This is a genomic window from Ruegeria sp. AI3 (assembly GCF_056541245.1).
On record NZ_JBQFYA010000001.1, the window covers coordinates 724,757 to 751,439 of the forward strand.

The 26,683-nt window shown below is 59.3% G+C and carries 28 protein-coding genes; 19 read left to right on the top strand and 9 right to left on the bottom strand.

Annotated elements, in window-relative coordinates; translation table 11 throughout:
- Window positions 1–100: 100 nt before the first annotated feature.
- The 7 genes from ACRZ95_RS03605 to selD are packed head-to-tail and all read left to right on the top strand — an operon-like array spanning window position 101 to window position 8,184.
- Window positions 101–2,971: a monovalent cation/H+ antiporter subunit A gene (locus ACRZ95_RS03605; RefSeq protein WP_170676640.1), complete on the top strand. Its 2,871-nt coding sequence runs from the start codon at window positions 101–103 to the stop codon at window positions 2,969–2,971.
- Window positions 2,971–3,330, top strand: coding sequence for a Na+/H+ antiporter subunit C (locus ACRZ95_RS03610; protein WP_170676642.1), 360 nt, complete (start codon window positions 2,971–2,973; stop codon window positions 3,328–3,330). The genes ACRZ95_RS03605 and ACRZ95_RS03610 overlap by 1 nt, the downstream gene beginning before the upstream one ends.
- On the top strand, window positions 3,327–4,862 hold the full coding sequence (locus ACRZ95_RS03615) for a monovalent cation/H+ antiporter subunit D (protein WP_170676644.1): 1,536 nt from the start codon (window positions 3,327–3,329) through the stop codon (window positions 4,860–4,862). Before ACRZ95_RS03610 ends, ACRZ95_RS03615 begins: the two co-directional genes overlap by 4 nt.
- Window positions 4,862–5,359: a Na+/H+ antiporter subunit E gene (locus tag ACRZ95_RS03620; RefSeq protein WP_170374373.1), complete on the top strand. Its 498-nt coding sequence runs from the start codon at window positions 4,862–4,864 to the stop codon at window positions 5,357–5,359. The genes ACRZ95_RS03615 and ACRZ95_RS03620 overlap by 1 nt, the downstream gene beginning before the upstream one ends.
- Window positions 5,356–5,625: a K+/H+ antiporter subunit F gene (locus ACRZ95_RS03625; protein WP_152457439.1), complete on the top strand. Its 270-nt coding sequence runs from the start codon at window positions 5,356–5,358 to the stop codon at window positions 5,623–5,625. Before ACRZ95_RS03620 ends, ACRZ95_RS03625 begins: the two co-directional genes overlap by 4 nt.
- 7 nt (window positions 5,626–5,632) lie before the next feature.
- Complete coding sequence (locus ACRZ95_RS03630) at window positions 5,633–6,019, top strand: Na+/H+ antiporter subunit G (RefSeq protein WP_170374220.1); 387 nt, start codon at window positions 5,633–5,635, stop codon at window positions 6,017–6,019.
- Between the two features lie 5 nt (window positions 6,020–6,024).
- Entirely contained in the window at window positions 6,025–8,184 is a 2,160-nt protein-coding gene (gene selD, locus ACRZ95_RS03635; protein WP_170676647.1) for a selenide, water dikinase SelD, read from the top strand.
- On the opposite strand, the gene mnmH is transcribed toward selD, so the two are convergent.
- The 3 genes from mnmH to ACRZ95_RS03650 form a co-directional block, all read right to left on the bottom strand.
- Window positions 8,175–9,227 carry a tRNA 2-selenouridine(34) synthase MnmH gene (gene mnmH, locus ACRZ95_RS03640; protein ID WP_170676649.1) on the bottom strand — a complete coding sequence of 351 codons (1,053 nt, stop codon included), beginning with the start codon at window positions 9,225–9,227 and terminating at the stop codon, window positions 8,175–8,177. The genes selD and mnmH overlap by 10 nt on opposite strands.
- A 47-nt stretch (window positions 9,228–9,274) precedes the next feature.
- Window positions 9,275–9,940 (bottom strand): SOS response-associated peptidase, encoded by a 666-nt coding sequence (locus ACRZ95_RS03645; protein WP_170676718.1) that lies wholly within the window; start codon window positions 9,938–9,940, stop codon window positions 9,275–9,277.
- An 83-nt stretch (window positions 9,941–10,023) separates the two neighbouring features.
- On the bottom strand, window positions 10,024–11,607 hold the full coding sequence (locus ACRZ95_RS03650) for a bifunctional metallophosphatase/5'-nucleotidase (RefSeq protein ID WP_170676651.1): 1,584 nt from the start codon (window positions 11,605–11,607) through the stop codon (window positions 10,024–10,026).
- A 108-nt stretch (window positions 11,608–11,715) separates the two neighbouring features.
- Between ACRZ95_RS03650 and ACRZ95_RS03655 the strand changes: the two genes are divergently transcribed.
- Genes ACRZ95_RS03655 through arsC form a run of 4 tightly spaced genes read left to right on the top strand, consistent with a single transcriptional unit; the run spans window position 11,716 to window position 13,875 of the window.
- A complete protein-coding gene (locus ACRZ95_RS03655) occupies window positions 11,716–12,054 on the top strand; it encodes a DUF952 domain-containing protein (RefSeq protein WP_170374228.1) in 339 nt (112 codons plus the stop codon).
- Complete coding sequence (locus ACRZ95_RS03660; protein WP_170639458.1) at window positions 12,051–12,482, top strand: DUF1330 domain-containing protein; 432 nt, start codon at window positions 12,051–12,053, stop codon at window positions 12,480–12,482. Before ACRZ95_RS03655 ends, ACRZ95_RS03660 begins: the two co-directional genes overlap by 4 nt.
- On the top strand, window positions 12,479–13,537 hold the full coding sequence (locus ACRZ95_RS03665) for a quinone-dependent dihydroorotate dehydrogenase (RefSeq protein ID WP_170676653.1): 1,059 nt from the start codon (window positions 12,479–12,481) through the stop codon (window positions 13,535–13,537). Before ACRZ95_RS03660 ends, ACRZ95_RS03665 begins: the two co-directional genes overlap by 4 nt.
- The gene (arsC, locus tag ACRZ95_RS03670) at window positions 13,534–13,875 is read left to right on the top strand and encodes an arsenate reductase (glutaredoxin) (RefSeq protein WP_170676655.1); all 342 of its coding nucleotides are present in this window, start codon (window positions 13,534–13,536) and stop codon (window positions 13,873–13,875) included. Before ACRZ95_RS03665 ends, arsC begins: the two co-directional genes overlap by 4 nt.
- Here arsC and ACRZ95_RS03675 read toward each other — a convergent pair.
- From ACRZ95_RS03675 to ACRZ95_RS03685, 3 genes are read right to left on the bottom strand one after another with little or no spacing between them, the layout of a single operon-like run.
- Window positions 13,872–15,188, bottom strand: coding sequence for an MATE family efflux transporter (locus ACRZ95_RS03675; protein WP_170676657.1), 1,317 nt, complete (start codon window positions 15,186–15,188; stop codon window positions 13,872–13,874). The genes arsC and ACRZ95_RS03675 overlap by 4 nt on opposite strands.
- 2 nt (window positions 15,189–15,190) lie before the next feature.
- Entirely contained in the window at window positions 15,191–15,709 is a 519-nt protein-coding gene (locus ACRZ95_RS03680; protein ID WP_170374239.1) for a PaaI family thioesterase, read from the bottom strand.
- Window position 15,710: 1 nt separating this feature from the next.
- Window positions 15,711–16,130, bottom strand: coding sequence for a PaaI family thioesterase (locus ACRZ95_RS03685; RefSeq protein WP_170676658.1), 420 nt, complete (start codon window positions 16,128–16,130; stop codon window positions 15,711–15,713).
- A 111-nt stretch (window positions 16,131–16,241) separates the two neighbouring features.
- On the opposite strand from ACRZ95_RS03685, the gene ACRZ95_RS03690 reads away from it, so the two are divergent.
- From ACRZ95_RS03690 to ACRZ95_RS03725, 8 genes are all read left to right on the top strand, one after another.
- Window positions 16,242–16,610, top strand: coding sequence for a MerR family transcriptional regulator (locus tag ACRZ95_RS03690; protein WP_170374244.1), 369 nt, complete (start codon window positions 16,242–16,244; stop codon window positions 16,608–16,610).
- Window positions 16,611–16,865: 255 nt separating this feature from the next.
- Window positions 16,866–17,267 (top strand): MerR family transcriptional regulator, encoded by a 402-nt coding sequence (locus tag ACRZ95_RS03695; protein WP_170374246.1) that lies wholly within the window; start codon window positions 16,866–16,868, stop codon window positions 17,265–17,267.
- A 42-nt stretch (window positions 17,268–17,309) separates the two neighbouring features.
- The gene (locus ACRZ95_RS03700; protein WP_170676660.1) at window positions 17,310–19,091 is read left to right on the top strand and encodes an acyl-CoA dehydrogenase C-terminal domain-containing protein; all 1,782 of its coding nucleotides are present in this window, start codon (window positions 17,310–17,312) and stop codon (window positions 19,089–19,091) included.
- A 55-nt stretch (window positions 19,092–19,146) separates the two neighbouring features.
- The gene (locus ACRZ95_RS03705) at window positions 19,147–19,359 is read left to right on the top strand and encodes a hypothetical protein (protein WP_170374251.1); all 213 of its coding nucleotides are present in this window, start codon (window positions 19,147–19,149) and stop codon (window positions 19,357–19,359) included.
- Between the two features lie 60 nt (window positions 19,360–19,419).
- Entirely contained in the window at window positions 19,420–20,058 is a 639-nt protein-coding gene (locus tag ACRZ95_RS03710; RefSeq protein WP_170676662.1) for a glutathione S-transferase family protein, read from the top strand.
- An 11-nt stretch (window positions 20,059–20,069) separates the two neighbouring features.
- A complete protein-coding gene (locus tag ACRZ95_RS03715) occupies window positions 20,070–21,281 on the top strand; it encodes an acetyl-CoA C-acetyltransferase (protein ID WP_170676664.1) in 1,212 nt (403 codons plus the stop codon).
- Entirely contained in the window at window positions 21,281–21,769 is a 489-nt protein-coding gene (locus tag ACRZ95_RS03720; RefSeq protein WP_170676666.1) for a cupin domain-containing protein, read from the top strand. Before ACRZ95_RS03715 ends, ACRZ95_RS03720 begins: the two co-directional genes overlap by 1 nt.
- A complete protein-coding gene (locus ACRZ95_RS03725) occupies window positions 21,762–23,963 on the top strand; it encodes a 3-hydroxyacyl-CoA dehydrogenase NAD-binding domain-containing protein (RefSeq protein WP_170676668.1) in 2,202 nt (733 codons plus the stop codon). The genes ACRZ95_RS03720 and ACRZ95_RS03725 overlap by 8 nt, the downstream gene beginning before the upstream one ends.
- 42 nt (window positions 23,964–24,005) lie before the next feature.
- On the opposite strand, the gene ACRZ95_RS03730 is transcribed toward ACRZ95_RS03725, so the two are convergent.
- From ACRZ95_RS03730 to ACRZ95_RS03740, 3 genes are all read right to left on the bottom strand, one after another.
- The gene (locus ACRZ95_RS03730; RefSeq protein ID WP_480554524.1) at window positions 24,006–24,791 is read right to left on the bottom strand and encodes a Hint domain-containing protein; all 786 of its coding nucleotides are present in this window, start codon (window positions 24,789–24,791) and stop codon (window positions 24,006–24,008) included.
- Window positions 24,792–24,952: 161 nt separating this feature from the next.
- Window positions 24,953–25,615 (bottom strand): sulfotransferase family 2 domain-containing protein, encoded by a 663-nt coding sequence (locus ACRZ95_RS03735; RefSeq protein WP_170676670.1) that lies wholly within the window; start codon window positions 25,613–25,615, stop codon window positions 24,953–24,955.
- Complete coding sequence (locus ACRZ95_RS03740; protein WP_480554526.1) at window positions 25,612–26,589, bottom strand: DMT family transporter; 978 nt, start codon at window positions 26,587–26,589, stop codon at window positions 25,612–25,614. The genes ACRZ95_RS03735 and ACRZ95_RS03740 overlap by 4 nt, the downstream gene beginning before the upstream one ends.
- Window positions 26,590–26,683 lie beyond the last annotated feature (94 nt).

Below are 26,683 nucleotides of genomic sequence, written 5' to 3' on the forward strand. Positions count from 1 at the left end.
TACACCTTTTAACATCTGTCAAAACCTTGCAATTTTTGGACAATCATTAAATTATCCTACAAAATCTGTCATATTGACCGCCCAGACCGGAGTATCGCACTTGTCCCTATTCCTCATCGCGGCCCTTCCCTTCCTCGGAGCTGTTTTCCCAGCCCTCCTGATACGGGCGGGACGAAATGCAGCCGCTTCGGCCGCAGGGTTGACCACTTTCCTGGCCCTGATGGGGTTGCTGATCCATATCCCCAGCGTGCTGCGCGGCGATGTCGTGACAGCGCGGTTTGACTGGATACCGGGGCTGGGGCTGAACGCGAATTTCATGCTGGACGGGCTTGGTTTTCTGTTTGCCCTGCTGATCCTCGGCATCGGCCTGCTGATCATCCTGTATGCGCGGTTCTACCTGTCGCGTGAAGACCCGATGGGGCAGTTCTACACCTATCTGCTGCTGTTTCAGGGCGCGATGGTTGGGATTGTTTTATCCGATAACATCCTGCTTTTGCTCATTTTCTGGGAGCTGACCTCGCTCAGCTCATTCCTCCTGATCGGCTATTGGAAACACCTGCCCGAAGGCCGACAAGGCGCGCGCATGGCGCTGGCCGTCACCGGAGGCGGCGGATTGGCGATGATCGCCGGGATGCTGATTTTGGGGAATATCGTCGGGTCCTATGACCTCAGCGTGATTTTGCAGAACAAAGAGCTGATCCAGGCCTCGCCCTACTATCTACCCGCGCTGATCCTGATCCTGTTGGGCTGTTTTACCAAATCAGCACAGTTCCCATTCCATTTCTGGCTGCCTCACGCGATGGCTGCCCCGACGCCGGTTTCCGCCTATCTGCACTCGGCCACCATGGTGAAGGCCGGGTTGTTCTTGATGGCGCGGATGTGGCCGGTTCTGGCGGGGACGGAGGCGTGGTTCTATATCGTCGCAACAACCGGTTTGGTGACCATGCTGCTGGGCGCGGTGATCGCGCTGTTCAAGGACGATCTGAAGGCGCTGCTGGCGTTCTCAACCGTGTCACATCTGGGCCTGATCACCATGCTGCTGGGCTTTGGCACCAAGTTTGCAGCCGTGGCCGCGGTGTTCCACATCATCAACCACGCGACGTTCAAAGCCGCGCTGTTCATGACCGCCGGGATCGTGGATCACGAAACCGGAACGCGCGATGTCAAACGGCTGGGCGGCTTGCGTCATCTGATGCCGATCACATTCACCATCGGCACCATCGCAGCTTTGTCCATGGCCGGCCTGCCTCCGCTGAACGGTTTTTTGTCAAAAGAGATGATGCTGGAGGAAACCGTCCACACCACTTGGCTGAACTCTCACTATCTGGTGCCGGGTTTGGCCCTGCTGGCAGCGCTGTTCTCGGCGGCCTACTCCTTCCGCTTTGTCAGCCATGTCTTCCTTGGACCAAAGCGCGAGGATTACCCGGCCCATCCGCATGACCCTCCGGTCGGGCTTTGGCTGGCACCCGCCTTCATGGTCGTTCTGGTCGTGCTGATCGGCCTTTATTCAGCGGCCATCGTCGGCCCGCTGGTGGCCGTCGTATCCAGCGCCGTGATCGGTGGCGAAAAGCTGCCCTATTATTCGCTGAAACTGTGGCACGGCTTTACCCCTGCGCTGTATATGTCCGTTGTCGCGACGTTGGGCGGTCTGTTCCTGATGTCGCAACACAAACGCGCGCAGCAGCTTTGGAACACCCTGCCCCGGCCTGAGGCCAAAGTGATTTTCGAGGCCATTATCAATGCGTTTACGCGGCTCAGCCAATGGATCACAGATGAGCTGCACAATGGTGTCCTCAGCCGGTATGCGATCATCTTTGTCGCCTTTACCGTCGGCCTTGGCTACTACGCCTATTCCACCGGGACGATCGGAGTTGAAACCCGCGTGCCGCTGCCTGCGCAGATCATTCCGATCGTTGGCTGGATCTGTCTGGTGGGCGCAACGCTGGGCATCATGTGGTTCCACCGTAACCGCCTGTTGTCGCTGGTTCTGATTGGTGTTGTCGGGCTGATCGTTTCGGTTGCGTTCAACTACCTCTCGGCTCCGGATCTGGCACTGACGCAGATCTCAGTCGAGGTGGTGACGATGATCCTGTTGCTGCTGTCGCTGAACTTCCTGCCGACCGAGACCCCATGGGACAGCACCGCCGCGCGGCGCTGGCGGGACGCTGCGATCTCGGTCGTGGCCGGGCTTGGAACCGGGGCGCTGGTCTATGCGATCATGCTGCGCGATTTCGCGTTCCCGACGATTTCCGAATTCCACCTTGCCAACTCGTACAAGGGCGGCGGCGGCACCAACGTGGTGAATGTCATCCTCGTGGATTTCCGGGGCTTTGATACCTTCGGCGAGATCATCGTTCTGGGCATCGCGGCGCTGATCATCTTTGCCCTGACCGAAGCGGTCCTGAGCAGCAATGTCCGGGGCTACCTGCTGAATCGCAAGCCGCATTGGCCGCAATCGGGCGACTCCCATCCGTTAATGATGGTGGTCGTGACCCGCGTGATGATGCCAATTGCCCTGATGGTGGGTGCCTACATCTTCTTCCGTGGCCATAACCAGCCCGGAGGCGGCTTTATCGCCGGCCTGATCGTCGCCATCGCCTATTTGATGCAATACATGGCCAGCGGCTACACCTGGGCGATCGAACGGCAAAGGTTCTACTATCACGGCACCATCGGCTGGGGCGTGCTGATCGCCGCCGCTACCGGTCTCGGCGCCTGGTTCAATGAACGCCCCTTCCTCACCAGCGACTTCGGCTACATCAACTGGCCACCGCTGGAAGAATTCGAATGGGCCACCGCAATGTTGTTCGACACCGGTGTCTTCCTCGCTGTTTTGGGCGCGGTGATGCTGGCGCTGGATAGCCTGTCCCGCTTTGCATGGCAGCCGGGCATGGCACAGGAGTTCCCGATGGATATCAACCCGTTGCGGGACGCTCCGCCGGAAGAAGAACAAGAGAAGGAGCAGGCCTGATGGAAGCGCTCGTTGCCTCTGCCGTAGGTATTCTGACCGCCGCCGGGATTTTCCTGATCCTGCGTCGCCGGACATTCCCGGTCATTCTTGGCCTTTCGCTGATCACCTACGCGGTGAACGTATTCCTGTTCGCAACCGGACGTCTGGCGCTGAATTCGCCTGCCGTTTTGAACAAATACGAAGACGTCCCCTATACCGATCCGCTGCCGCAGGCACTGGTGCTGACGGCCATCGTGATCTCATTCGGGATGACGGCGGTGATCGTGATGATCTCGCTCTCGGCCTATCTATCCTCGAAGGATGACCATATCGACATGAGCCCGAATGACAGTGTGGACGCGCCGGGAGAAGACGCATGAACCATTGGATCGTTGCGCCGATCGTTCTTCCTGCGATCCTGGCTCCATTCATCATCATGGTCCTGCGCTATCACCTCGACCTGCAGCGCATCTTCTCGGTCGCGGGGGTTGTTGCCCTGCTGGGCATTGCCTTGACCATCGCCGCGCAGGCCGCGGGAGGCGACATTCAGGTCTATGAGCTGGGCAACTGGCCCGCCCCCTTCGGGATTGTCATGGTGCTGGACCGGCTTTCAGCCATGATGGTTCTGCTGACCGCCCTACTGGCCCTGCCCATTGTGCTCTACGCCATCGGTTCGGGTTGGGATGAGCGTGGCAAGCATTTTCACGCCTTGTTTCATTTCCAGCTTATGGGCGTATGCGGGGCCTTCCTGACCGGAGACGCCTTCAACCTCTTTGTGTTCTTCGAGGTCCTGCTGATCGCCTCCTACGGTCTGATGACCCATGGTGGCGGAGCGGTCAGGCTGAAGGCTGGCGTGCAATACGTGGCCTATAACCTGCTGGGATCGACCCTGTTCCTGTTTGCCCTGGGCACACTCTATGGTGTGACTGGCACGCTCAACATGGCCGATATCGCCCTGCGCGTGGCCGAGATACCGCCTGAGGATACCGCACTGCTGCGGGTTGGTGCTGTGTTGCTGTTGTTGGTGTTCTGTATCAAGGCCGCCGTTCTACCGTTGCATTTCTGGCTACCGGCCAGCTACGCCAACGCTCCCCTACCCGTGGCGGCCCTGTTCGCGATCATGACCAAGGTTGGGGCGTATTCGATCATCCGGATGTACACTCTGGCCTTCGGCCCCGAGGTTGAAGCAACGCAAGGGCTGGTCGGCAATTGGCTGCAACCTGCCGCGCTAGTTACGCTTGCCGTCGGGGCCATCGGCATCCTCGGCTCGCAACATATCGCGCGGATGGTGGCCTTCTGTGCTATCGCTTCAATGGGTACGCTGCTGATTGCCATTTCGCTGTTCACGCCTGATGCCAGTGCAGCCGCGCTCTACTATGTGTTCCACTCAACGCTTGCGACGGCTCTGTTGTTCCTTGTCGCCGATCTGGTGATGGAACGCCGCGGCGGCGCCATCGCGCCCACGAGGCCAATGGCGCAGACCGGATTGATCTCAGCGCTGTTCTTCGTCGGAGCGATTGCGATGGCCGGGATGCCTCCGCTGTCCGGTTTTATCGGCAAGCTGCTGGTTCTGGATGCGGCCCGGGATGCACCTGACGCAACCTCGGTCTGGGCGGTCATCCTGATCGGATCCTTTGTCACTATCGTTGGTCTGGCACGGACCGGCACGTTGATCTTTTGGAAAAGCCACGACGCGGACCATAACCCTCAGCCCGAGGAGGAAGACTCCGAGCCTCAACCCGCCCCTGAACCGCACCCGGGTCTGGCATTTACAGCGGTCTTCGGTCTGGTCGGCGGTCTGGTCCTGCTGACCTTGTTTGCGGGCCCCGCGCTCGAATACACCAGCAAAACCGCCGAGCAACTGTTCACACCCGAAGACTACATCTCGGCCGTATTGGGAGAGGCAGAATGATCAAGCTGCTACATCGCATATTCCCGCACCCTCACCTGAGCTTTCTGCTGACACTGGTCTGGGTTCTGCTTGCCAATAACGGGTCCTTGAACTCGCTCGTTTTTGGTTTGATCCTGGGGATCATCATTCCCTTTGTCACCCAACCTTACTGGCCCGACCGCCCCAAACTGCGCAACTGGCCCATGGTGGCCGAGTACATCCTGGTGGTCCTGTGGGATATCGTTATCGCCAATATCACCGTCGCCCGGATCATCCTGTTCAAACGCGACGACGCTCGCCAACCAAACTGGATCTGCGTCCCGCTTGAACTGCGTACGCCCGAGGCAATCACCGTACTGGCCGGGACAATCACCATGACGCCGGGTACCGTCAGCTGCGATTTGTCGGCGCAGGGGCATAACCTTCTGGTCCATTGCCTTGATGCTCCTGACCCTGAGGCCGTGCGCGATCAGATCAAACAGCGCTACGAACGCCGCCTGAAGGAGATTTTCGAATGATTGATTATGCGATCTACTTCGCCTTCGCCTGCTTCGGAGCCGCCATCATGATGTGCCTGTGGCGGATCATCACCGCCGATGGTGTCGGCACCCGCGTTCTGGCGCTGGACACGATGGTGATCAACACCATCGCGCTGATGATCCTGTACGGTTTGGATCAAGGCACCGAGATCTTTTTCGAGGCTGCCATGATCATCGCCATGCTGGGTTTCGTTTCAACCGTGGCCTATGCGCGCTTCATGCTGCGCGGCAACATCATCGAGTGAGGGCGACATGACATTTCTCGTCGAATTGCTGATTGCCGCCTTCCTGATCATGTCGGGTATCTTCGGCTTCGTTGGATCGTTTGGGATGATCAAACTGAAAGACCCGATGTCGCGCCTGCACGCGCCGACCAAAGCGACAACGCTGGGTGTGGGCGGCGTGCTACTGGCCTCGATTGCACATTCCGTGTTGCTTGAGGGCAAACTGTCGATGCATGAGCTGCTGATCACGCTGTTTTTGTTCCTGACGGCCCCGATCACGGCCCTGTTCATTGCCAAATGGCACATTCATCGTCATGAAAAGCCGCAGGATCTGCCGGATGCGGGCGAGGACGAGCTTTGGGCCACCCACGCGGTCGAGCAGGTTGAAGACGTCCCTGATCACAGCACGAACTGAGCCTGATGCATAACCCTCCGCTGCCCCTGACCCGTGATCTGGTTTTGATTGGCGGAGGTCACACCCATGCTTTGCTGCTGCGTAAATGGGGGATGAACCCTCTGCACGGCGCGCGCGTAACGGTGATCAACCCCGGCCCGACTGCGCCCTATTCTGGGATGCTGCCCGGCTTTGTCGCTGGTCACTACTCCCGCTCTGATCTGGACATTGATTTGGTCCGTCTGGCCCGTTTCGCGGGCGCACGGGTCATTCTGGGCGCGGTTGAGGGGCTCGACATTGACCAGCGCCATTTGCATGTGCCGGGACGGCCTCCGGTGGCATTCGATGTCGCCTCGGTCAACGTCGGGATCACCTCGGACATGCCCGCCCTGCCAGGTTTTGCAGACCATGCCGTTCCGGCCAAACCCTTGGGCGTCTTTGCCGCGCGTTGGTCTGCATATCTAGACAGCACCGGCCCTGCCTCGGTGGCCGTGATAGGCGGAGGCGTCGCTGGGGTCGAGCTGGCGATGGCCATGGCCCAAGCGCTGGAAACCAAGGGCAGACCCGCGCGGATCACGCTGATCGACAATGCCTCGGCCCTGACAGCGACCGGCCCCAAGGCCGCAGCGACGATCCGCAAGGCTATGGCCGGTCTTGGCATCGACGTGCTCGAGGGAGTTTCAATAAAAGAGATCGCCGCAGATCATGTCGAACTTGACGATGGCCGCCAGATCCCTGCCGAGTTTGTGACCGGCGCTGCGGGGGCGAGACCCTATAGCTGGATCCAGCACACCGGGCTGGACCTGCAAGAAGGTTTCATCCGCGTGAACGGCCACCTGCAATCCAGCGACCCCGTCATCTTCGCCGCCGGAGACTGCGCCCACCTGACCGAGAACCCGCGCCCCAAAGCAGGCGTCTACGCGGTGCGCGAGGCGCCAGTATTGTTCAACAACCTGCGCGCGGCGCTGGGGGCTGGGACCATGCAGCGCTATGTGCCGCAGAAGGACTATCTGAAGCTTATCTCATTGGGCGGCAAGTCCGCGTTGGCCGAGCGTCTGGGCACGTCGTTCAGCGGCGCCCTGATGTGGCGTTGGAAGGACCATATCGACCAAGGCTTCATGAATAAGTTCCGCAATCTGCCTACCATGGCGACCCCCGCCCTCCCGCGCGCCCATGCCGCCGGTATGACCGAAGCGCTTGGAAACAAACCAATGTGCGGCGGCTGTGGGGCGAAACTCGGTCGTGGCGCGCTACGCGGCGCTCTTGCTGCGCTGCCTGAGCCATTGCGTCAAGACGTGACGGCGCTGCCCGGAGACGACGCCGCGCTGCTGACAACTGGGACAGCGCGGCAGGTCATCACCACGGACCACCTGCGCAGTGTCACCGACGACCCCGTCCTGATGACTCGCATCGCTGCGGTCCATGCGCTGGGGGACATTTGGGCGATGGGGGCCGCGCCACAGGCTGCAACGGCCACTCTCATCCTGCCACGCATGTCCTCTGACCTGCAGGAACGGACGCTTTCCGAGATCATGCAAACCGCCAACGACGTCATGCGAGACGCCGGAGCCGAGATCGTCGGCGGCCACAGCTCAATGGGCGATGAGATGACGATTGGCTTCACGGTGACCGGACTATGCACGAAAGACCCAATCACTCTCGCGGGCGGCAGGCCCGGCGATGTGTTGGTCCTAACCAAACCCATCGGCAGCGGCGTTGTGATGGCTGCCGAAATGGCCGGACGGGCCGAGGGCGCAACGGTCGCGCAAGCCTATGAGATGATGACCCAACCGCAAGGCGCAGCGTCCCGCATTCTGGCAGAGGCCCACGCGATGACCGACGTCACAGGGTTCGGCTTGGCCGGGCATCTCCACGGGCTGTGTGAGGCATCACATTGCGGCGCTGTGCTTGATCTTGAGGCCGTCCCCGTGATGCTCGGAGCCATCGAGCTCAGCGACGCCGGAATCCAATCGACCCTTTTTGCAGATAACCGTTCTATCGCGCCCGAGCTGCACATGGACGGCAAAGCGGCGCTGTTGTTCGACCCACAAACAGCGGGCGGACTGCTGGCTGCGGTAGCACCCGAGATCGCCGACAAATTGCTTGAGGATCTGCGAGCGGCGGGTTACCCGGCTGCGCGGATCGGGCATTTGACCGACACTCCGGGGTTGAACCTTCAAAGCTGATCCAGCGTGTTTTTGATGCGATCCGCCGCGCCCCTCAGGCCATTGTCATCCAACTGCGCAATCTCGATCCGCGCCAAAATCTTGGCCGGGTGTTGACGCTGGGATTTAGCATATGCCGGATCATAGTGCTGCTCCATCAGCGCACGCGTCAAAGCCTGTTTGTCGCCGGACGACATGAGGTTCAACCACCCGTCCACGACCTCATGCCCGCGATGAGATCGCAGTGGAGACAGGCGATCCCGAAGGCGCTCGGTATCCGACAGGATGTTGTCATAGGCCTGCGTCAAATAAGCCGACCGGGCGGACAAAGGCGCGTCTATATGAATACGCGGCGCGGCGCACATCGCCGTCCAGACGCTGGGTGGCAGGATGCGATCGCCTATTTTCGACGACTCCGCTTCAACCACAACCGAGCGAGATGGGTCCAGGGCGCAAAAGGCGGCTGACAGGGCGGATTCAAAAGCCTTCTGACTGGGCTGCCCACCTGGTCTTTCCCCCAGCAGTGAGCCACGATGGTTGGCGAGCCCCTCCAGATCAACCACTTGCACGCCGCGACGATCCAGATGGTGCAACAACTCGGTCTTGGCGGTGCCGGTGTAGCCATCCAGCGCGATCAGTTGGAAGGGCAGCGGCTGGTCGTATAGGTAGGCCTTCACCAGCCGACGATAGGTCCGATAACCTCCATCGACGACATCCGCCTGCCAGCCGATCTGTTGCAACATCCATGTAAACGAGCCCGAGCGTTGCCCGCCGCGCCAGCAATAAACCAAGGGCCGCCAGTTCCCCTCATGATGGCTGAGGCGTTGTTCGATATGGTTGGCCGCATTGCGAAACACCAGCGCCGCCCCAAGCTTTCGCGCCAGAAAAGGGCTTTTCTGTTTGTAAATCGTGCCGACCCGCGCGCGCTCTTCATTGTCCAGAACCGGCAGATTGATCGCCCCCGGCAGGTGGTCTTCGGCGAACTCTGCCGGGCTGCGGACGTCGATGACCGTATCGAACCCGTGCGCATAAAGCTGCGGTAGATCTTTGAATTTCAATGCCATACCAAGCGCCTGCCTTTTGGTCGCAAGTAAAGGGAACGCATCTGCTGTTAGTCCTCGATGAGTTCGATCAGGTCCGGGCCAGACGCCCGATTGGAGTTCACGGCGGGGTCGACACGATGAAACTCCAGCACATCCTCGGCACCCGGTTGCATCAACCGCGCGGCACCTTTTCCCGCCTCTCCCAACCAAAGGGACCAATCGTCTGATTCCAAGATTAAAGGCATCCGGTGGTGAATGGTCGACAGGTTCTGGTTCGCCTGAGTCGTCACGATGGCACAGGTGGATTGCCGTGCCTGTTCCGGCCCCCAATCCTGCCAGACACCCGCAAAGGCGGTGGGCGCACCGTCCTTGCGATGGATGTACCATGGCAGGCGCGTCCCTTGTTGGGTCTTAGTCCATTCATAGAACCCCGTCGCCACGATCAGGCAGCGCCGCGATCGACAGGCGTCGCGGAAAGCGGGTTTTTCGGCCAGAGTCTCGGCCCGTGCGTTGATCAACAAGGGGCCTGCATTTTCGGCCTTGTACCAATGGGGCAGAAAGCCCCAACGCAGCGCATCCAAGCGACGACCAGAATCTCCTGCGCGAACGACGTGCACCTGATTGGTCGGGCAGACGTTATAGTTGGGCACTTCGGGCAAAGCATTCGCTGGGCGCGCGGCAAACAGCTGCGCCATCGCGTCATTGGGCAAAGTGATTGCAAACCGTCCGCACATCAGTCCGTTGTCCAATCCCGGATCGTAGCGGGATGCGATTTCACCCAAAAAAGCCGCACCCAACGGGCACGGCTTTTCAGGTCTTACTTCTGCTTGATACGACCATCCAGATAAGGCTGGTACGGCGCGTTTTCTGCCAAATATTCCGCCGTTACATCCGCGAGATCCGGGCCGAAGTCATAGGCATTCTTGTCGTCGCCTTCGAAGACGCTGTAGCCGTCACCGCCGTTGCGCACGTAGTTGTTGGTCACCACCAGATACGTGGCCGAGGGATCAATCGGAACAAAACCGTCGCCATCGGCGACCATCACCTCGGTGATGCGCCCTTCATTCGGGGCGGCTAAGGGGTCCCATGTAAAGGTCAGGCCTGCGACTTGCGGGAACCGGCCTTTGACCTCTTCGACCTGGCTGACGCCGTTTTCCAGCGCGTCGATCACGCCCTGACCGTTGATCTCAAAGGTCGACAGGGTGTTCTGGAACGGCAGGACCGTCAGCACTTCGCCCATGGTGACCTCGCCTTCGTCGATCGAGGCACGCAGGCCACCCGCATTCGCAATCGCGATCTGCGCGCCTTGATCCGCAACGCGGGCCAGCATGGCATCTGCAACCAGATTGCCCATCTCGCATTCTTGCACACGGCAGACATCACGCGAGCCTTCGATGGTCGCAGCTGAGCTGGCGACAACGCGGCCCTTCATCTCTTCAATCGGGGCACCCATTTCGGCGACACGGGCTGCGATGCCCTCGTCTGGTGTGACAGAGGCATCCAACAGAATCGGCTCACCCTCTGCCGAAATCAGATTGCCGTCGTCATCAAAGGTCAGGGTGATTTCGCCTAGATATTTCGAATAGGCATAGGCCTGAACCACCGGAACTTCGCCCACCATCACCGGGTACGCACCTGCCGCGTCCTCATCCGTGTTGGACAGCAGGGTGTGCGAGTGCCCACCGACAACCAGATCAAGGCCGGGCACCTGTTCGGCGATCTTAATATCCTGAGCCAAACCCACGTGGTTCAGCGCGATGATGATGTCCACACCTTCGGCTTCCAAAGCCGCCACATCCGCCTTCAGGCTTTCGACCTCATCCTGAAAAACAACGTCCTTGCCAGGGCTCGACGTGTCCACCGTATCCGTGGCCAGGGCCGAGATGATGCCGATCTTCTGGCCACCCACCTCAAGCACCACGTGGTTTTGCACCTTGTCCTTCAGCTCGGCCGAAGAGGACAGGTCCAGATTGCCCGAGATGACGGGAAAGCTAACCGCGTCGATGAAGGCTGCCAGACCTTCGGGGCCGTCATCGAATTCGTGGTTGCCGACGGCCATCACGTCATAACCGATAGCTTCCATGAACTCGGCTTCGGCGGCACCTTTGTAGGTCGTGTAGAACAACGAGCCCTGAAACGGATCGCCCGCATCTAGCAAAAGTACATTCTCATCCGCCAGTTCGGCGCGCTTGGCGTCAACGGCTGTTTTCAGACGCGCCACACCGCCAAAACACTTCCCTTCGGCTTCATCTTCAGCATCGCAAGTGGAATCGTATTTGTTGATCGACTCGATCCGGCTGTGAATGTCGTTGGTGTGCAGAATGGTCAGCTTGTAGTCGGCAGCAGCGATGCCTGCACTCAGGCCGAGGATCGCGACCGACGTCAAAAGGCGGCTTACCATGTTGAAACTCCCTGTCATTGTTTTTCGGGATCGTGCGCTGATGCGGCGGAAGAGTCAAAGGGGGAAATCCGGCTTGATTCCACGGGCTATGCGGGGCATCAGACCCTCATGCTGATCTACAAGATATTCCGGGCCGAGGAATGGGCCGCGTTGCAGGCAAATGGCGCAACTGATGGCGCGCCAATTGATATCGCTGACGGGTTCGTCCACTTTTCGACAGCCGAACAGGCGGCGGAAACCGCTGCCAAACACTTTGCTGGGGTTGAAGGTCTGACACTGCTTGGCTGCAACGCTGACGCCATGGGCGACGACTTGAAATGGGAAGTGTCGCGCGGTGGGGCGTTGTTTCCGCATCTCTACCGCCAAATCCGGCTGAGCGACGTGGTCTGGTCCCGCCCCCTGCCCTTCGATGGTCAAACCCACCAATTCCCGAGCGAGATGGTATGACCGCCTATATTGATCCCGACCGCGAACAGTTCGAAGCCTTCAAGGCATTGGATCGGGATCAACCCATAGAGATGCTGAACCTTGTCAGGTTTCGCGCCAAGGCCGACTATCCGATGGGCCATGCTTTGGCAGATAAAGATCTGACGGGCGCCGAAGCCTATCGGCACTACGGGACTGAAACCGCCCCGATCATCGCCAGAATCGGTGCGTCAATCCTGTGGCGCGGGGCGTTTCAGACCACATTGATCGGACCGCAAGACGAGGTCTGGGATGAAGTGTTCATTGCCCGATATCCTACAGCCCATGCGTTTCTTGAAATGGTAACAGACCCGGTTTACCGGTCTGCGGTGGTCCACCGTCAGGCCGCTGTCGCAACCTCCCGCCTGATCCGCTGCGGTACCGCGCAAGGAGGCGCGTCTTTCGGATGAAACTGACCGAGAAACTGGGCCTCGCCGCCCTGCACCGTATGGACCCTGAAGCGGCCCATGGTCTGTCGATCAAGGCCTTGCAGGCCGGCCTGGCGCCAACGCCCGGACCGGTGACGTCATCGCGTCTACAGACCGAACTCGCAGGGCTGCGCCTGCCCAACCCCGTAGGCCTCGCCGCCGGGTTCGACAAGAACGGAGAGGTTCTGGCCCCTCTTTCCCGCGCAGGGTTTGGGTTCATCGAGGTCGGAGCGGTGACCCCACGCTCGCAACCCGGCAACCCGAAACCCCGCCTGTTCCGCCTGACCGAGGACAAAGCCGCCATCAACCGTTTCGGCTTCAATAATGAAGGTATGGAGGTGATGGCTGAACGGTTGGCCAGCCGTCCTAAGGATGCGGTGATCGGCCTGAACCTCGGTGCCAACAAGGATAGCGATGACAGGCCCGGCGACTTTGCCAAAGTGCTGGCCCATTGCGCCGCGCATCTGGATTTCGCGACGGTCAATGTCTCCTCCCCCAACACCGAAAAGCTGCGCGATCTTCAGGGCAAGGCGGCCCTTGGCGCTTTGTTGAGTGGTGTGATCAAGACGCGGGACGCTCTGCCGCGCCCTCTGCCCATTTTCCTGAAAATCGCGCCTGACCTGACCGAGGATGAATTGCGGGACATCGCCGAAGTGGCCTCGGAAACGGGAGTGGATGCGGTCATCGCCACCAACACAACTCTGTCGCGCGACGGGCTGCTTAGTGCGCACAAGGACGAAAAAGGCGGCCTGTCCGGTGCGCCATTGTTTGAGAAGTCCACCCGCGTTCTGGCCCATTTGAGCCAGCTGACCGATGGCAAAATCCCTCTGATCGGTGTGGGCGGTGTCAGCTCGGCGGAGCAGGCCTACGCCAAGGTCTGCGCAGGCGCGTCGGCAGTGCAGTTTTACACCGCGATGGTCTATGGCGGCCTGTCCTTGGCCGCCGATATCGCGCAGGGTCTGGATGACCTTTTGGCCCGCGATGGGTTTGACACCGTCGCTCAGGCTGTAGGCAGCAAGCGAGAGGATTGGCTGTGATCGAATATTGGCACAACCCGCGTTGTTCAAAATCCCGCATGGGATTGGCTTTGCTAGAGGAGCGCGGTGCAGAGATCGAGGTTCGGAAATACCTTGAGAACGCTCCCTCGGTCGACGAATTGCGCGCTGCGCAATCTCTGCTGGACCTGCCAGCCATCAAGATGATGCGCGCGGGCGAGAAACGGTTCAAGGAGCTGGGCCTGTCAAAGGACGCGCCGGATGCGGAGCTGATCCAAGCCATGGCGGACAACCCGATCCTGATCGAACGTCCTCTGGCCATCTCGGGCGATAAAGCCGCAATTGGCCGCCCACCCGAAAATCTGCTCGCCCTGCTCTAGGCCACCTGAGCTTCAAGCTTCAGATAACGCCAGCCCATCGTCACGCCGCGCGCAAGGTTCAGAACCATCAGCGCGGCCCACAGGCCATGGTTGCCGAACGCGGGCACCAGAATGAACAAAGCGACCACATAGATTGCCACTGATTGCAGCATCGCATTGCGCATGTCGCGGGTCCATGTGGCCCCGATATAGATACCGTCGAACATCCAGCTTGCGACACCGATGATCGGAGCCAAAGCCGCCCAGAACAGGAACGTGCGTCCCGCCTCGCGTACTTCGGGAGAGGTGGACATCAGATCAATCAGCGCGGGACCTGCAAAGAAGAAAACGGCGCTGAGAAGCACCGCGCCACCGACACCCCACTGAGACGCCATGACCGAGGCGCGCCGCACTTGGTATCGGTCCCGTGCGCCAACCGCGCCTCCGACCAGTGCCTCGGCGGAGAAGGCGAATCCGTCCAGAGCGAAGGCGGTGATTTCAAGGAACTGAAGCAGCACTTGATTGGCCGCCAGATTGACGTCTCCCAAATCGGACCCGACGAAAAGGAAGGTGGTGAACGAGCCAGTCAGCAGAACCGACCGGATCATGATATCTCCGTTCACCTGCACCATCCGGCGCAGCCGCGTGGCATCGAAAATGCGCGGCCAGTCGCGCCAGATTTGCCCGGCAAACCCGTCCCGGCACAGCCATAGACCCAGTGCCAATCCGGTCCACTCCGCGATCAGGGTCGCAATCGCAACACCCTCTACGCCCCAGCCCAGCCCAAGAACGAACCACAGGTCCAGCACGATGTTGAGACCGTTCATCCATATCTGCAGTAGGAACACTCCCCGTGTCCGCTCAACAGCGATCAGCCAGCCTGTGATCGCGTATAGGGCAATGGTCGCGGGTGCCCCCCAGATTCGAATCTCAAGGTACGAGCGCGCAAGTGTTTCCACTTCTGGGCTGGCCGGGGATAGCCAGAACGCGCCACTGAAGATCGCGACCTGGGCAAGGATAAACACGAGGCCTGCCGCCCCCCCGAGCATCAACCCGCGAATGAGCAAGGCGCGCATCTCGGCGGTCTCTCCGGCCCCGCGCGCCTGCGCGGCGAGGCCCGTGGTACCCATGCGAAGAAAGCCGAATATCCAGTAGATCGCGGACAGGATCACCGCGCCCATGCCCACCGCGCCAATCGGAGCAGCCGCCCCCATCTGCCCGACAACGCCGGTATCCACCGCGCCGAGGATCGGTACAGTCGCGTTCGACAACACAATGGGAACCGCGATCTTCAGCACCCGTTTGTGAGTTATGGGTGCCGAGGCATCCTGCATGTTCAGCCCTTGTCGCGGGGCTGTTGCGGCATGAGGAAATGCCCCGTCGCCTGTGCAAAAAGCTTGGCATGGTTGTCTTGCCAGGCCTCAACCCGAACCGAGGCGTAACGCCGTCCGGCCCGGTTCACAAAGGCGCGCGCATAGGCATCGCGCGGCAGACCCGAGCGCAAATAGTCGACCGTAAAGTCGATGGTTTTGGGAAAGCGGATCGATTCATCCGTAACAATGGCCTCGGCATCAATTTCACCACTTTCGATGTCCGAGAACATGTGCTCCCAGCTCAGCGTAATAACGGCAGTGACCTCAAGAAACGCCGCGGTAACACCACCATGAAGGGCTGGAAGAAACGGGTTGCCGATCAGTTTCTCGTCAAAGTTCAGCACGCCGGTCAGCTCATCCCCGCGCCGGTCGAAACTGATATTGAGAAACCGGATATAGGGCACGCCATCAACCAAAGCGCGCAAGGCGGCGTCGCGCCGTTGTTTGACCACTTGCATGGGTTCGGGACGGGAACGGGCCATATTACTTCCCCTCAACCGTGAACGAACCCGAAGCGGTCGCCACTGGCAGGTCAAGATCGTCATCCATCGCCGTTGCCCGCACGAAGGCGACGTTTCGGGTGATGTGATAGCAATTGGCCCGCGCGGTGATGCTCTGCCCCGGCGTGGCAGCGCGCATATAGTCGATGCGCAAGTCAATCGTCGCTGTTCCGCCCGGAGAAGACGGATGGCTCATGACTGCGGCCCCGCAGCAGGTATCCAGGATGGTCGAAATCGCGCCGCCGTGGACCACACCCGTGCGCGGATCTCCGATAAGATCTTCGTTGTAAGGCATTGTTATCTCGGCTTCACCTTCCCCGATCTGGCTAAGATGAAGGCCCATCGCGCGCGCATGCGGAATAGCTTCGATAAACTGGCGGGCTAGCTTTGCTTTGTCGACCATGATCATATCCTGTTGTCTTGCCCCTTTATGAGCCGCCATCCGATCAAAGGGCAAGCCCACCTGTTGCGCTTGTTCGCATGACGTCCTAGGTTGCTGCCGAGGAGACCCCGAATGTCCGACAACCGTTTGTCATTCAAAGAGATGTGTGCCGAGTTCGACGTGACTCCACGCACCCTGCGTTACTACGAATACATCGAGCTCTTGCAGCCCGACCGTGAAGGGCGATCCCGGTACTATGGCCCCAGAGAATGCGCCCGCATGACCCTGATCATGCGCGGCCGGAAATTCGGGTTTCCTTTGGAAGAGATTCGCCAATGGCTGTTGATCTACGAAGATCAAGGCAACGAAGCTCAGATGGCGACCTTCGTAGAAATGGCAGATCGTCAGATGGAAGAGCTGCGCCAGCAGCGCGCCCAGCTTGATGAGGCGATGGATGCCCTCAAACAGCTTCGGGATCAAACGGCTAAGTCCATCAAGTAGAACACCCTGCCCTTCTGGGTTCTGGTGAGACCAAGCAATGCACCTTGGAATCGCGTCCTCGGACCAATCTGAGGGCGAATTTCCCTTGCCCCTAGGGAAAGAAAATTTCGCGAAACCCGTCATTACGCGACTGGAAGTTACGTCAACTTAGAAATGACGCAGCGTCTGGATTACGTAAACGTCACCTACATGTTGTAAAGCGTCCAGCAACTGCGCAACTCTATTCGGAAGACGCCAGTGACGAAAGTATGACGAATGACCGAAGATCTGATGACCATCCGTGAAATGTGCGAGACCTATGATGTCACGCCCCGCACCTTGCGGTTCTACGAGGCGAAGGAACTTCTGTTTCCGATCCGCGAGGGTCAGAAGCGTCTGTTCACCAAACGCGACCGCGCGCGGCTAAAGCTGATTCTGCGTGGCAAGCGGTTTGGTTTCAGCCTTGAGGAAATTCGCCAGCTTCTGGACCTGTATCACGTGGGCGACCAGCAGGTGACCCAGATGTCGCGCACCTATGAAATCGCGTGCGAACGTCTGGCCGATATGGAATCGCGCCGTGAAGAGCTGACGCAGGCCATCGACGATCTGAAAGAGCAGTTGCGCTGGGGCGAAAAAGTCATCGCCTCGATGAAACAGGAAAAGAAGGCGGCCGAATAACTTCGCCCTGCCCTCCGGACATATGAATTAAGGGAGCTTCACATGCCCGTCTACAACGCGCCAACAAAAGACACTCAGTTCATCCTGCATGATGTCCTGAAAATCTCGGAATCTGACATTCCGGGTTACAACGAACTAGAGGCCGAATTCACCGGCGCCGTTCTGGAAGAAGCTGGCAAGGTCGCCACCAATGTTCTTCTCCCGTTGAATGTTGTCGGCGACACCGAAGGATGCCGTTTGGAAAACGGTATCGTGTACACACCCACAGGCTTCAAAGATGCCTTCGAGCAGATGAAAGAAGGCGGCTGGACTGGCCTCGACATGCCGGAAGAGTATGGCGGCCAGAACATGCCCTACGTTATTGGAACGGCCGTGGGCGAGATGTTCTCGGGCGCGAACCAGGCGTTTACGATGTATCAGGGCCTGACCCACGGTGCAGCTTCGGCCATTCTGGCGCACGGCTCGGACGAGCAGAAGAACAAATACCTGCCGAACATGATCAGCTGCGAATGGACCGGCACCATGAACCTGACCGAGCCGCATTGCGGTACCGATCTGGGACTGATGCGCACCAAAGCGGAACCTCAGGGCGACGGCAGCTATAAAATCTCGGGCCAGAAGATCTTTATCTCGGCCGGTGATCACGACATGGCCGACAATATCATCCATCTGGTTTTGGCCAAAATCCCCGGTGGCCCAGAAGGCATCAAGGGCGTTTCGCTGTTCATCGTGCCCAAGTTCATCGTGAACGAAGACGGCACCCCGGGTGAGCGTAACGGCGTTTCGGTCGGCAAGATCGAAGAGAAGATGGGCATCCACGGCAACTCGACCTGCGTCATGAACTATGACGAGGCCACCGGTTGGCTGCTGGGCGAAGAGCATAAAGGCATGCGCGCCATGTTCACCATGATGAACGAAGCGCGTCTGGGTGTGGGTATGCAGGGGGTCTCACAGGCCGAAGCTGCTTATCAAAACGCCCTGGAATATGCCAAAGATCGCCTACAGGGCCGCGATGTGACCGGAGTAAAGAACCCGGACGGCCCCGCCGATCCGCTGATCGTCCACCCCGACATCCGCCGTAACCTTATGGATCAGAAAAGCTTTACCGAAGGCGCAAGAGCGTTCCTGCTGTGGGGCGCGACCATGATCGACAAGGCGCACCGTTCCGAAGACAAAGACGCGGACGGGCTGATTTCGCTGCTGACACCGGTCATCAAGGGTTTCCTGACCGACGAAGGCTACGACATGACCGTTCAGGCGCAGCAGGTCTATGGCGGCCATGGCTACATCGAAGAATGGGGCATGTCGCAATACACCCGTGATGCCCGAATCGCCATGATCTACGAAGGCGCAAACGGCGTTCAGGCGCTGGACCTTGTCGGCCGTAAGCTAGCGCAGGATGGCGGCAAGCATGTCATGGCGTTCTTCGAAATGGTCAAAACCTTCTGCAAGGAAAACGCGGGCCAGAACGAAGCCTACGATAAAGCCTTCATCGAACCACTGAAAGCAGCGTCCAAGGATCTGCAGGCCGCTGGCATGTACTTCATGCAGGAAGGCATGAAGAACCCCAACAACGCTCTGTCCGGGTCTTATGACTTTATGCACATGTTCGGTCATGTCTGCCTGGGCCTGATGTGGGCGCAGATGGCGAAGGCCGCTCAAGACGCGCTGGACGGTGGGGCCTCTGACAAAGAGTTCTACGAGACCAAGATCAACACCGGCCGTTTCTATATGGCCCGCCGCCTGCCCGCGACAGCTATGCATCTTTCCCGCATTCAGACCGGCGCAGACACGGTGATGGTTCTGGACGCAGCGAACTTCTGATCAAAGTCTGGGCTCGGGCGACACCGCCCGGGCCCTACTATTCGGAGGAGACAGAATGCCCAAACGCTTTCGCCTGACCCGCCGTTTCCCGGTCGCCATGACCGAGGACGGCTATCGCAAACTTCGCGGCTTCGCCCGCGAGGCCGGGTTGGATGAAGGCGAAGCGCTGTCTTTTCTGTTCGAGAACTTCAACAGCGTCATCGACGAAGACAACCTGACCCACCGGTTGCGTCTCTTCAATTCCGAGTTGGAGGCACGCAAGCGCTAGGCACCAAGGCCGAAAAGCTTGGGCGGACGATGCACAAAACGCCACGGGAGGGGCGACCGCATGACCATAAAACTGCACTGCTTCGGTGAAAGCGGCAATTCTTACAAAGCCGCTCTGGCGCTGGAAATGTCCGGCCTTGAGTGGGAGCCGGTCTTTGTCGATTTCTTCAAAGGCGTCACCCGCAGCCCCGAGTTCCGCTCGGACGTAAATGTAATGGGCGAAGCGCCCTTCCTGATCGACGGCGATTTCAAAACCTCCCAATCCGGCGCGATCCAGGCCTATGTAACCGAAAAATCCGGCAAGTTCGGCGGCAAGACACGGGAAGAGAACTACGACATTCTGCGTTGGGTTCTGTGGGACAATCACAAACTCAGTTCAATGGCCGGCATGACGCGGTTTCTGATGAACTTCCTGCCAGAAGAACACCGCAATGCCGATGTGATTGCCTTCAACCAAGGCCGTCTGAAAGCGGCCTACGATGTACTGAACAATCACCTTGAGGGCCGCGACTGGATTGTTGGGGACAGCGTGACCAACGCTGATCTCAGCTGCTGCGGATACCTCTACTATCCTGAACCGTTCGGCTTTGACAGAGCCGACTGGCCCAACATCGACGCCTGGCTGACTCGTATGTCTGAGCAGCCTGGCTGGAAACACCCCTATGACCTGATGCCCGGCAACCCGTCGGATCGAGCTTAAGGAGAAGACCCATGACCGAAGCTTACATTTATGACGCCCTGCGCACTCCGCGCGGCAAGGGCCGTAAGGATGGCAGCCTGCACGAGGTAACCTCGGTGCGCCTGTCCGCCTTGACCCTGAACGCGATCAAGGAACGCAACAACCTCGAAGGCCACGCCGTTGAGGATGTGATCTGGGGCAACGTTACGCAGGTGATGGAGCAAGGCGGCTGTCTTGCGCGCTCGGCGGTTCTGGCCTCGGACCTCGACCAGTCGATCCCTGGTCTTGCGATCAACCGCTTCTGCGCCTCGGGCATGGAAGCCGTGAACCTGGCCGCGAACCAGGTTAAAGGCGGCGCGGGCGACGCCTATATCGCTGGTGGTGTTGAGATGATGGGCCGCGTGGCCATGGGCAGCGACGGTGCTGCGATTGCCGTAGACCCGACGCTGGCAATGGACACTTATTTCGTGCCGCAGGGCATCTCGGCCGACATCATCGCGACCGAGTATGGGTTCAGCCGTGACGACGCCGACGCACTGGCCGTAGAGTCTCAAAAACGCGCGGCAGAGGCTTGGGAAGACAACCGGTTTGAGAAGTCGGTCATCACCATCAAGGACCAGAACGGCCTGACCATTCTGGACCGCGACGAATACATGCGCCCCGGTACCGACATGCAGAGCCTCGGCGCGTTGAACCCGTCCTTCCAGATGATGGGTGAGCAAATGCCCGGCTTCGACAAAGTCGCGATGCTGAAATACCCGCATCTGGAGCGGATCAACCACATCCACCACGCGGGCAACAGCTCGGGCATCGTTGACGGCTCAGCCGCTGTTCTGATCGGCAACAAGGAATTCGGTGAGAAATACGGCCTCAAGCCGCGCGCCCGCATCAAAGCAACTGCGAAGATCGGCACCGACCCGACCATCATGCTGACCGGCCCGGTTCCGGTGACCGAGAAGATCCTTGCCAACAACGGCATGAAGATCAGCGATCTGGACCTGTTCGAAGTGAACGAAGCCTTCGCCTCGGTTGTGCTGCGCTTCCAGCAGGCGTTCGATGTCGATCCGGCGCTGGTAAACGTCAACGGCGGCTCGATCGCAATGGGTCACCCGCTGGGTGCAACCGGTGCCATGATCATCGGCACGCTGCTGGATGAGCTGGAGCGTCAGGACAAGGAGACCGGTCTCGCCACGCTCTGCATTGCGTCCGGCATGGGTGCGGCAACCATTATCGAGCGGGTCTGATGCCCAAGCTGGATCTTTCTCAGATCCCGTTCAAGGGTGGCTCGTCTTATCCCGGCAAACTCGCAGAAGCGGTCGTTGGCCGTTTCAACCAAGGCGTCGGAGATGCAGGCGGACTGACCCAGTTCGGGGTCAACATCGTACGGCTTGAACCGCAGGCTCTGTCCTCGCTGCGCCACTACCACATGGAGCAGGACGAGTTTGCCGTCATGCTCAGCGGCAAATGCGTGCTGATCGACGACGATGGTGAGCATGAGATGCTGCCCGGTGACTGCGCCGCGTGGCCAGCCGGTGAGGCCAACGGCCATCACCTTGTGAACAAGACCGATGCGCCCGCGAGTTTTCTAGTGGTGGGCACACGGACCCCGACCGAGACCGGCTACTACAGCGACATAGACATGATGGTGAAGGATGATGAGAACGGATTCTCTTTCACCCGGAAAGACGGCAGCCCACTGACGGCTGACCAGATTGGAGATGACAATGACTGATTTCACTCTGACCAAAGACGCAGACGGCGTCGCGTTTGTGACCTGGGATGCTCAGGGCAAATCCATGAACGTTCTGACCCGCGAGGCCTTTCAGGAGGTCAGCCAGCTGATCGATCAGGCCCTGAGCGATGATGAGATCAAAGGGATCGTTATTACCTCGGGCAAAGAAGGCTCATTCGCGGGTGGCATGGACCTGAACACGCTGGCCACCATCCGTCAGGAGGCCGGTGATGAACCGGCGCAGGCGCTGTTCGATTTTGTCATGGGCGGCCACCACATACTGCGCAAGTTGGAACTGGCGGGCATGGACCCCAAGACCAAGAAGGGCGGCAAGCCGATCGCCTGTGCCATCAACGGCACCTGCGCCGGCATCGGGACCGAGATCGCGCTGGCTTGTCACCACCGCGTCATGACCAATAGCCCAAAGTCCAAGATCGGCCTGCCTGAGATCCTGCTGGGCATCTTCCCCGGTGGTGGCGGCACCATGCGCTATAGCCGTATGGTTGGTGCGATGGCAGCCGCTCCGGTCCTGCTGGAAGGCAAAATGATGGACCCGAAGAAAGCCAAGGGCGCACAGCTGATCGACGATGTTTCGGACGATCCGGTCGCAGCAGCCAAGGAATGGGTTCTGAACGCCAAAGACGCCGATCTGGTCAAGCCTTGGGACGCGAAAGGCTACAAAATGCCCGGCGGTGCGCCCTACCACCCTGCTGGCTTCATGACTTTCGTTGGTGCCAACGCGATGGTGAACGGCAAGACCCAAGGCGCCTTCCCGGCTGCCAAGGCTCTGCTGAGCTCGATATACGAAGGGGCGCTGGTCGACTTCGACACCGCCCTGAAGATCGAGGCGCGTTGGTTCACAAACGTCCTGATGAATCCCTCATCATCGGCCATGATCCGGTCGCTGTTCCTGAACAAGGAAGCCTTGGAGAAAGGCGCGGTTCGCCCCAAAGATGTGGCCGATCAGCGCGTTAAAAAGGTCGGCGTTCTGGGCGCTGGCATGATGGGCGCCGGTATCGCTCTGGTCTCGGCGCAGGCCGGGATGGAGGTTGTTCTGGTCGACCGTGATCAGGCTGCCGCCGACAAGGGCAAGGCCTATTCCGAAAGCTACATGGACAAGGGTATCAAGCGCGGCAAAGCCACGGCTGAGAAGAAAGAGGCCCTGCTGGCCCGCATCACCGCGACCCCTGATCTAGAGCATCTGAAAGGCTGCGATTTGATTATCGAAGCCGTGTTCGAAGACCCCGGTGTGAAAGCCGATATGACCAAAAAGGTCGAGGCGATCATCCCCGAGGATTGCATCTTTGCCTCGAACACCTCGACCCTCCCGATCACCGATCTGGCAAAAGCCTCCGTCCGGCCCGAGCAGTTCATTGGCATCCACTTCTTCTCACCCGTTGAGAAGATGTTCCTGGTCGAGATCATCAAAGGCAAGGAAACTGGTGATCGCGCCGTCGCCAAGGCTCTGGACTATGTGCGCCAGATCCGGAAGACGCCAATCGTGGTCAACGATGCGCGCTTCTTCTACGCCAACCGCTGCATCATCCCTTACATCAACGAAGGCGCGCGCATGATCACCGAGGGCGTCAGCCCGATCCTGATCGACAACGCGGCGCGTCAGCTGGGCTTCCCGGTGGGACCGATCCAGCTGACCGACGAAACCTCAATTGATCTGGGTGCCAAGATTGCACGTGCGACCAAGGCGGCGATGGGCAATGCCTATCCCGAAAGCCCTTCGGACGATCTGATCTTCTGGATGGAGGAACAGGGCCGTCTGGGTCGCAAGGCCAATGCAGGCTTCTTCGACTATGACGAGAAGGGCAAACGCGTCGAATATTGGAAGGGTCTGCAGGACAAGTACCCTCTGGCCGCTGAGCAGCCTGACCTGATCGAAGTGCAGGAACGTCTGATGTTCGCACAGGTTCTGGAAGCGGTCCGTGCGCTGGAAGAAGGCGTTCTGGAAGACATCCGTGAAGGTGACGTGGGCGCGATTTTGGGTTGGGGCTTTGCGCCTTGGTCCGGTGGTCCGCTCAGCTGGCTGGACATCATCGGCACGCCCTACGCGGCCGAGCGTTGCGATCAACTGGCCGAGGCCTATGGCGCGCGTTTCGCCTGCCCGCCCCTGCTGCGTGAAATGGCTGAAAAAGGTCAAAGCTTCTACGGCCGGTTCAACCCGGACGCCAAAGCCGCTTAAAACAACGACGCAGGCGCAACTCCCCTTGCGCCTGCGTCTTCCTTACTGAACAGCCGGAGCGGTTTGCCATTCAGGCCGGAGAAACAGAACCGGCGCATTTGGTCGACCCGGCCGTCCGGGCCTACGAATACCCGCCGCTGGGCGGATCGGGAAAATCGGATCCGTCGGGATCGGAGCAGGCAAAGCGCCCAATGGGTTCGCCAGTGCCGAAATCTCACCACTTGCAGCAAGCGCACCGACCAACGCAGTCGCAGCGTCTTCGTCGGCCACCGCATACTCTTTTGCCTGACCAGACGTGCGGCTGAAGCGCCCCGAAGGGCAATAGGCTTGCAAGCCACCCTCGATATAGATCACCTCGTCCTGGTCGAAGAACAGGGTCGTGACCTCGAAGGACGATCCCGGCGACTGCGAGGACAACCGACAGGCTCCGTCCAGAAGCCGCGCAGGCAAAACAGAAACACCTTGATCCGTCAGGTCGAGTTTGCCGCGATCCAGCGCGACACCCTGTTCCGGCATCAACCAAACCGCGCGCCCGTTATAGGCCGCCCGCGCAGGCACAAAGATCGGTAGATGGGCTGATCGCCTCTCACCTGCGGGGATATTGACCCAACTGGTCGAGACTCTGCGGACTTCTTTGAATCCGTGATCCAGCGTTCGAACCAAATCGCCAGCGGCGATACGCTCGATTAGCTTCCATCCACTGGTGGTCGCGATTTTGGTTCCGTGCAGGAACCCTCCTCTGCGCGATGACACTGCGTCCAGCGCAACTGGCAGATCCGCATCGTCATGATACTCGGAAACATCCGAAAAACTCACTACTTCCAACACGTGCCGAACCCCCTTTTGGCACAAATACTCACATCTCAAGAGATAGCAGACCTAGCGGCTTTCGGTCTTAGTTTCGCCGTATTTACGCCCGATTTGGGCTAAAACGAGGGGTTTTCGCGACAGAAAGCAGTGCAAGAGTGGGTTTATCAACTAATCGGAAACTATAAGCCGGTCGTCGCGTCAAAAGCGTAGCCGAATCTCTCGATGTCTTCTGCGCAGGTCTCTGCCACAGATTGGGCGGACACGTCTGAATAGTACGCCCGATAATCCGCCTGCCGGTCCGAGGGGTTGATATGGGGCAATTCCACCTCAAACCCCAGATGGCGAAACAGAGCTTGAGCGTCCTGTTCGAACTGTTCCAACCGTATGAACAACTGACACTGTTCGACCCCATCCGCGCGGGTCATATAGCGCCGCGCCGGATGGTCCTGAAACGAACGACGAATGGTTGGGTGCAGAACAAAAGGCTCGAACGCCAATTGCTGGGACAGGGTGACAGCCTCATGCGCGAAACTCTGAAAGCGTAGCCAGTGGTAATAGCTGACCATGCGATCCCAAGGGTTGCGAACCAGCGTGAAGGCAAACATGGCCTCAAGTTCACCCTCTGGCAACACCCCGTCGATATCCTCAAGCGTCGCGTGTTTGTGCAGCCTTCCCCGCGCGGTCAGTTCCTTGGCGCGGCGCCGCCGTTTCAGGGCCTTGGGCGTGTCTCCTAACAGGATGTCATCTTTCATGGCCCGCTGCTCCAGCGCCAAAGCAAGCGAAGTTCCCCCCGTCTTTGGAATATGCACAAACACATAGCGGCGGCCGCGAGAGATGATCATGCGACCTCCTGCTCGGGGGCCGCGCGCCTGGCTCTCCAGCCCAGAACTGCGCCAGCTGTTGCAATCAGGCCGATGCCAAAGATCTGCATCACTCCGATCGTCTGTCCAAGGGCAACCCAGGCGAACAGAGGACCAAAGATCATGATCGAATATTCGAACACGGCAACGAATGAGGGCTCTCCGACCTGATAGGCCTTGATCATCATGAAAACGGCCACGGTGGACCCGACGGCCTGCACCGCGACCCATGGCAAGGCAGCGCGCATATCGAAGACCAAACCACGGGTCACAAAGCCTTCGGGACCGTCGGGTCCGGATGCGGGAAAGGCCGTGAAAACGATCAAGCCGATGGCCCCGGCAACGCCCAGAACAAGCATATTATTTGCCAGAAGGGCGACCGTGCTTTCATCCGAGCAATAGGTCCGCGTGACAATCACGCTGAGCGCGTAGAAGAACCCTCCGACAACCGGCAAAAAGGTCCTAACATCGAACTCGGTCGGGTTGGGTTGCAACACGCACAGGATGCCCATGAACCCCAGTAGAACCGCGCCGATGCGCCATGGTCCGATGACTTGTTTCAGCCCTAGCGCCGATATCAACAGCACGAACATCGGTGAGGTGAACAAACCCGCCAGGGCCTGCGCAATAGGCATCAACGCCAGCGACGCGAAATAGAACAACATGCCCGTCGCGATCAGAACGCTGCGCAGCAGGACAAACCGCAGCCGTATTGGCCGCAGACTTCCCAAACCCAACAGGGACAGTCCGATGATCAGAGGCAACATCAAAACAGCACGGCTAAGATGGAACTGCCACAGCCCGATGGTTTCGGCCAGCAGGATCACCACGTTGTCGATCACGCCAAGAATGGCCATCGCCGAGACCATCAGCACCGAGGCCAAAAAGGGGAGGGTTTCTTTGCCTGGCTGCATGTCCTGCCTCGGGTTGGATACGCGCAACAGCGCTTGTGCCATCCAGCATATTTCTGAAAGCCTGCGCAACAGGTTTGCGCCCCGTGATTTCCACATGCTATGCTTTGGCAAAAGAAAAACACGAGCAGCCCAATCC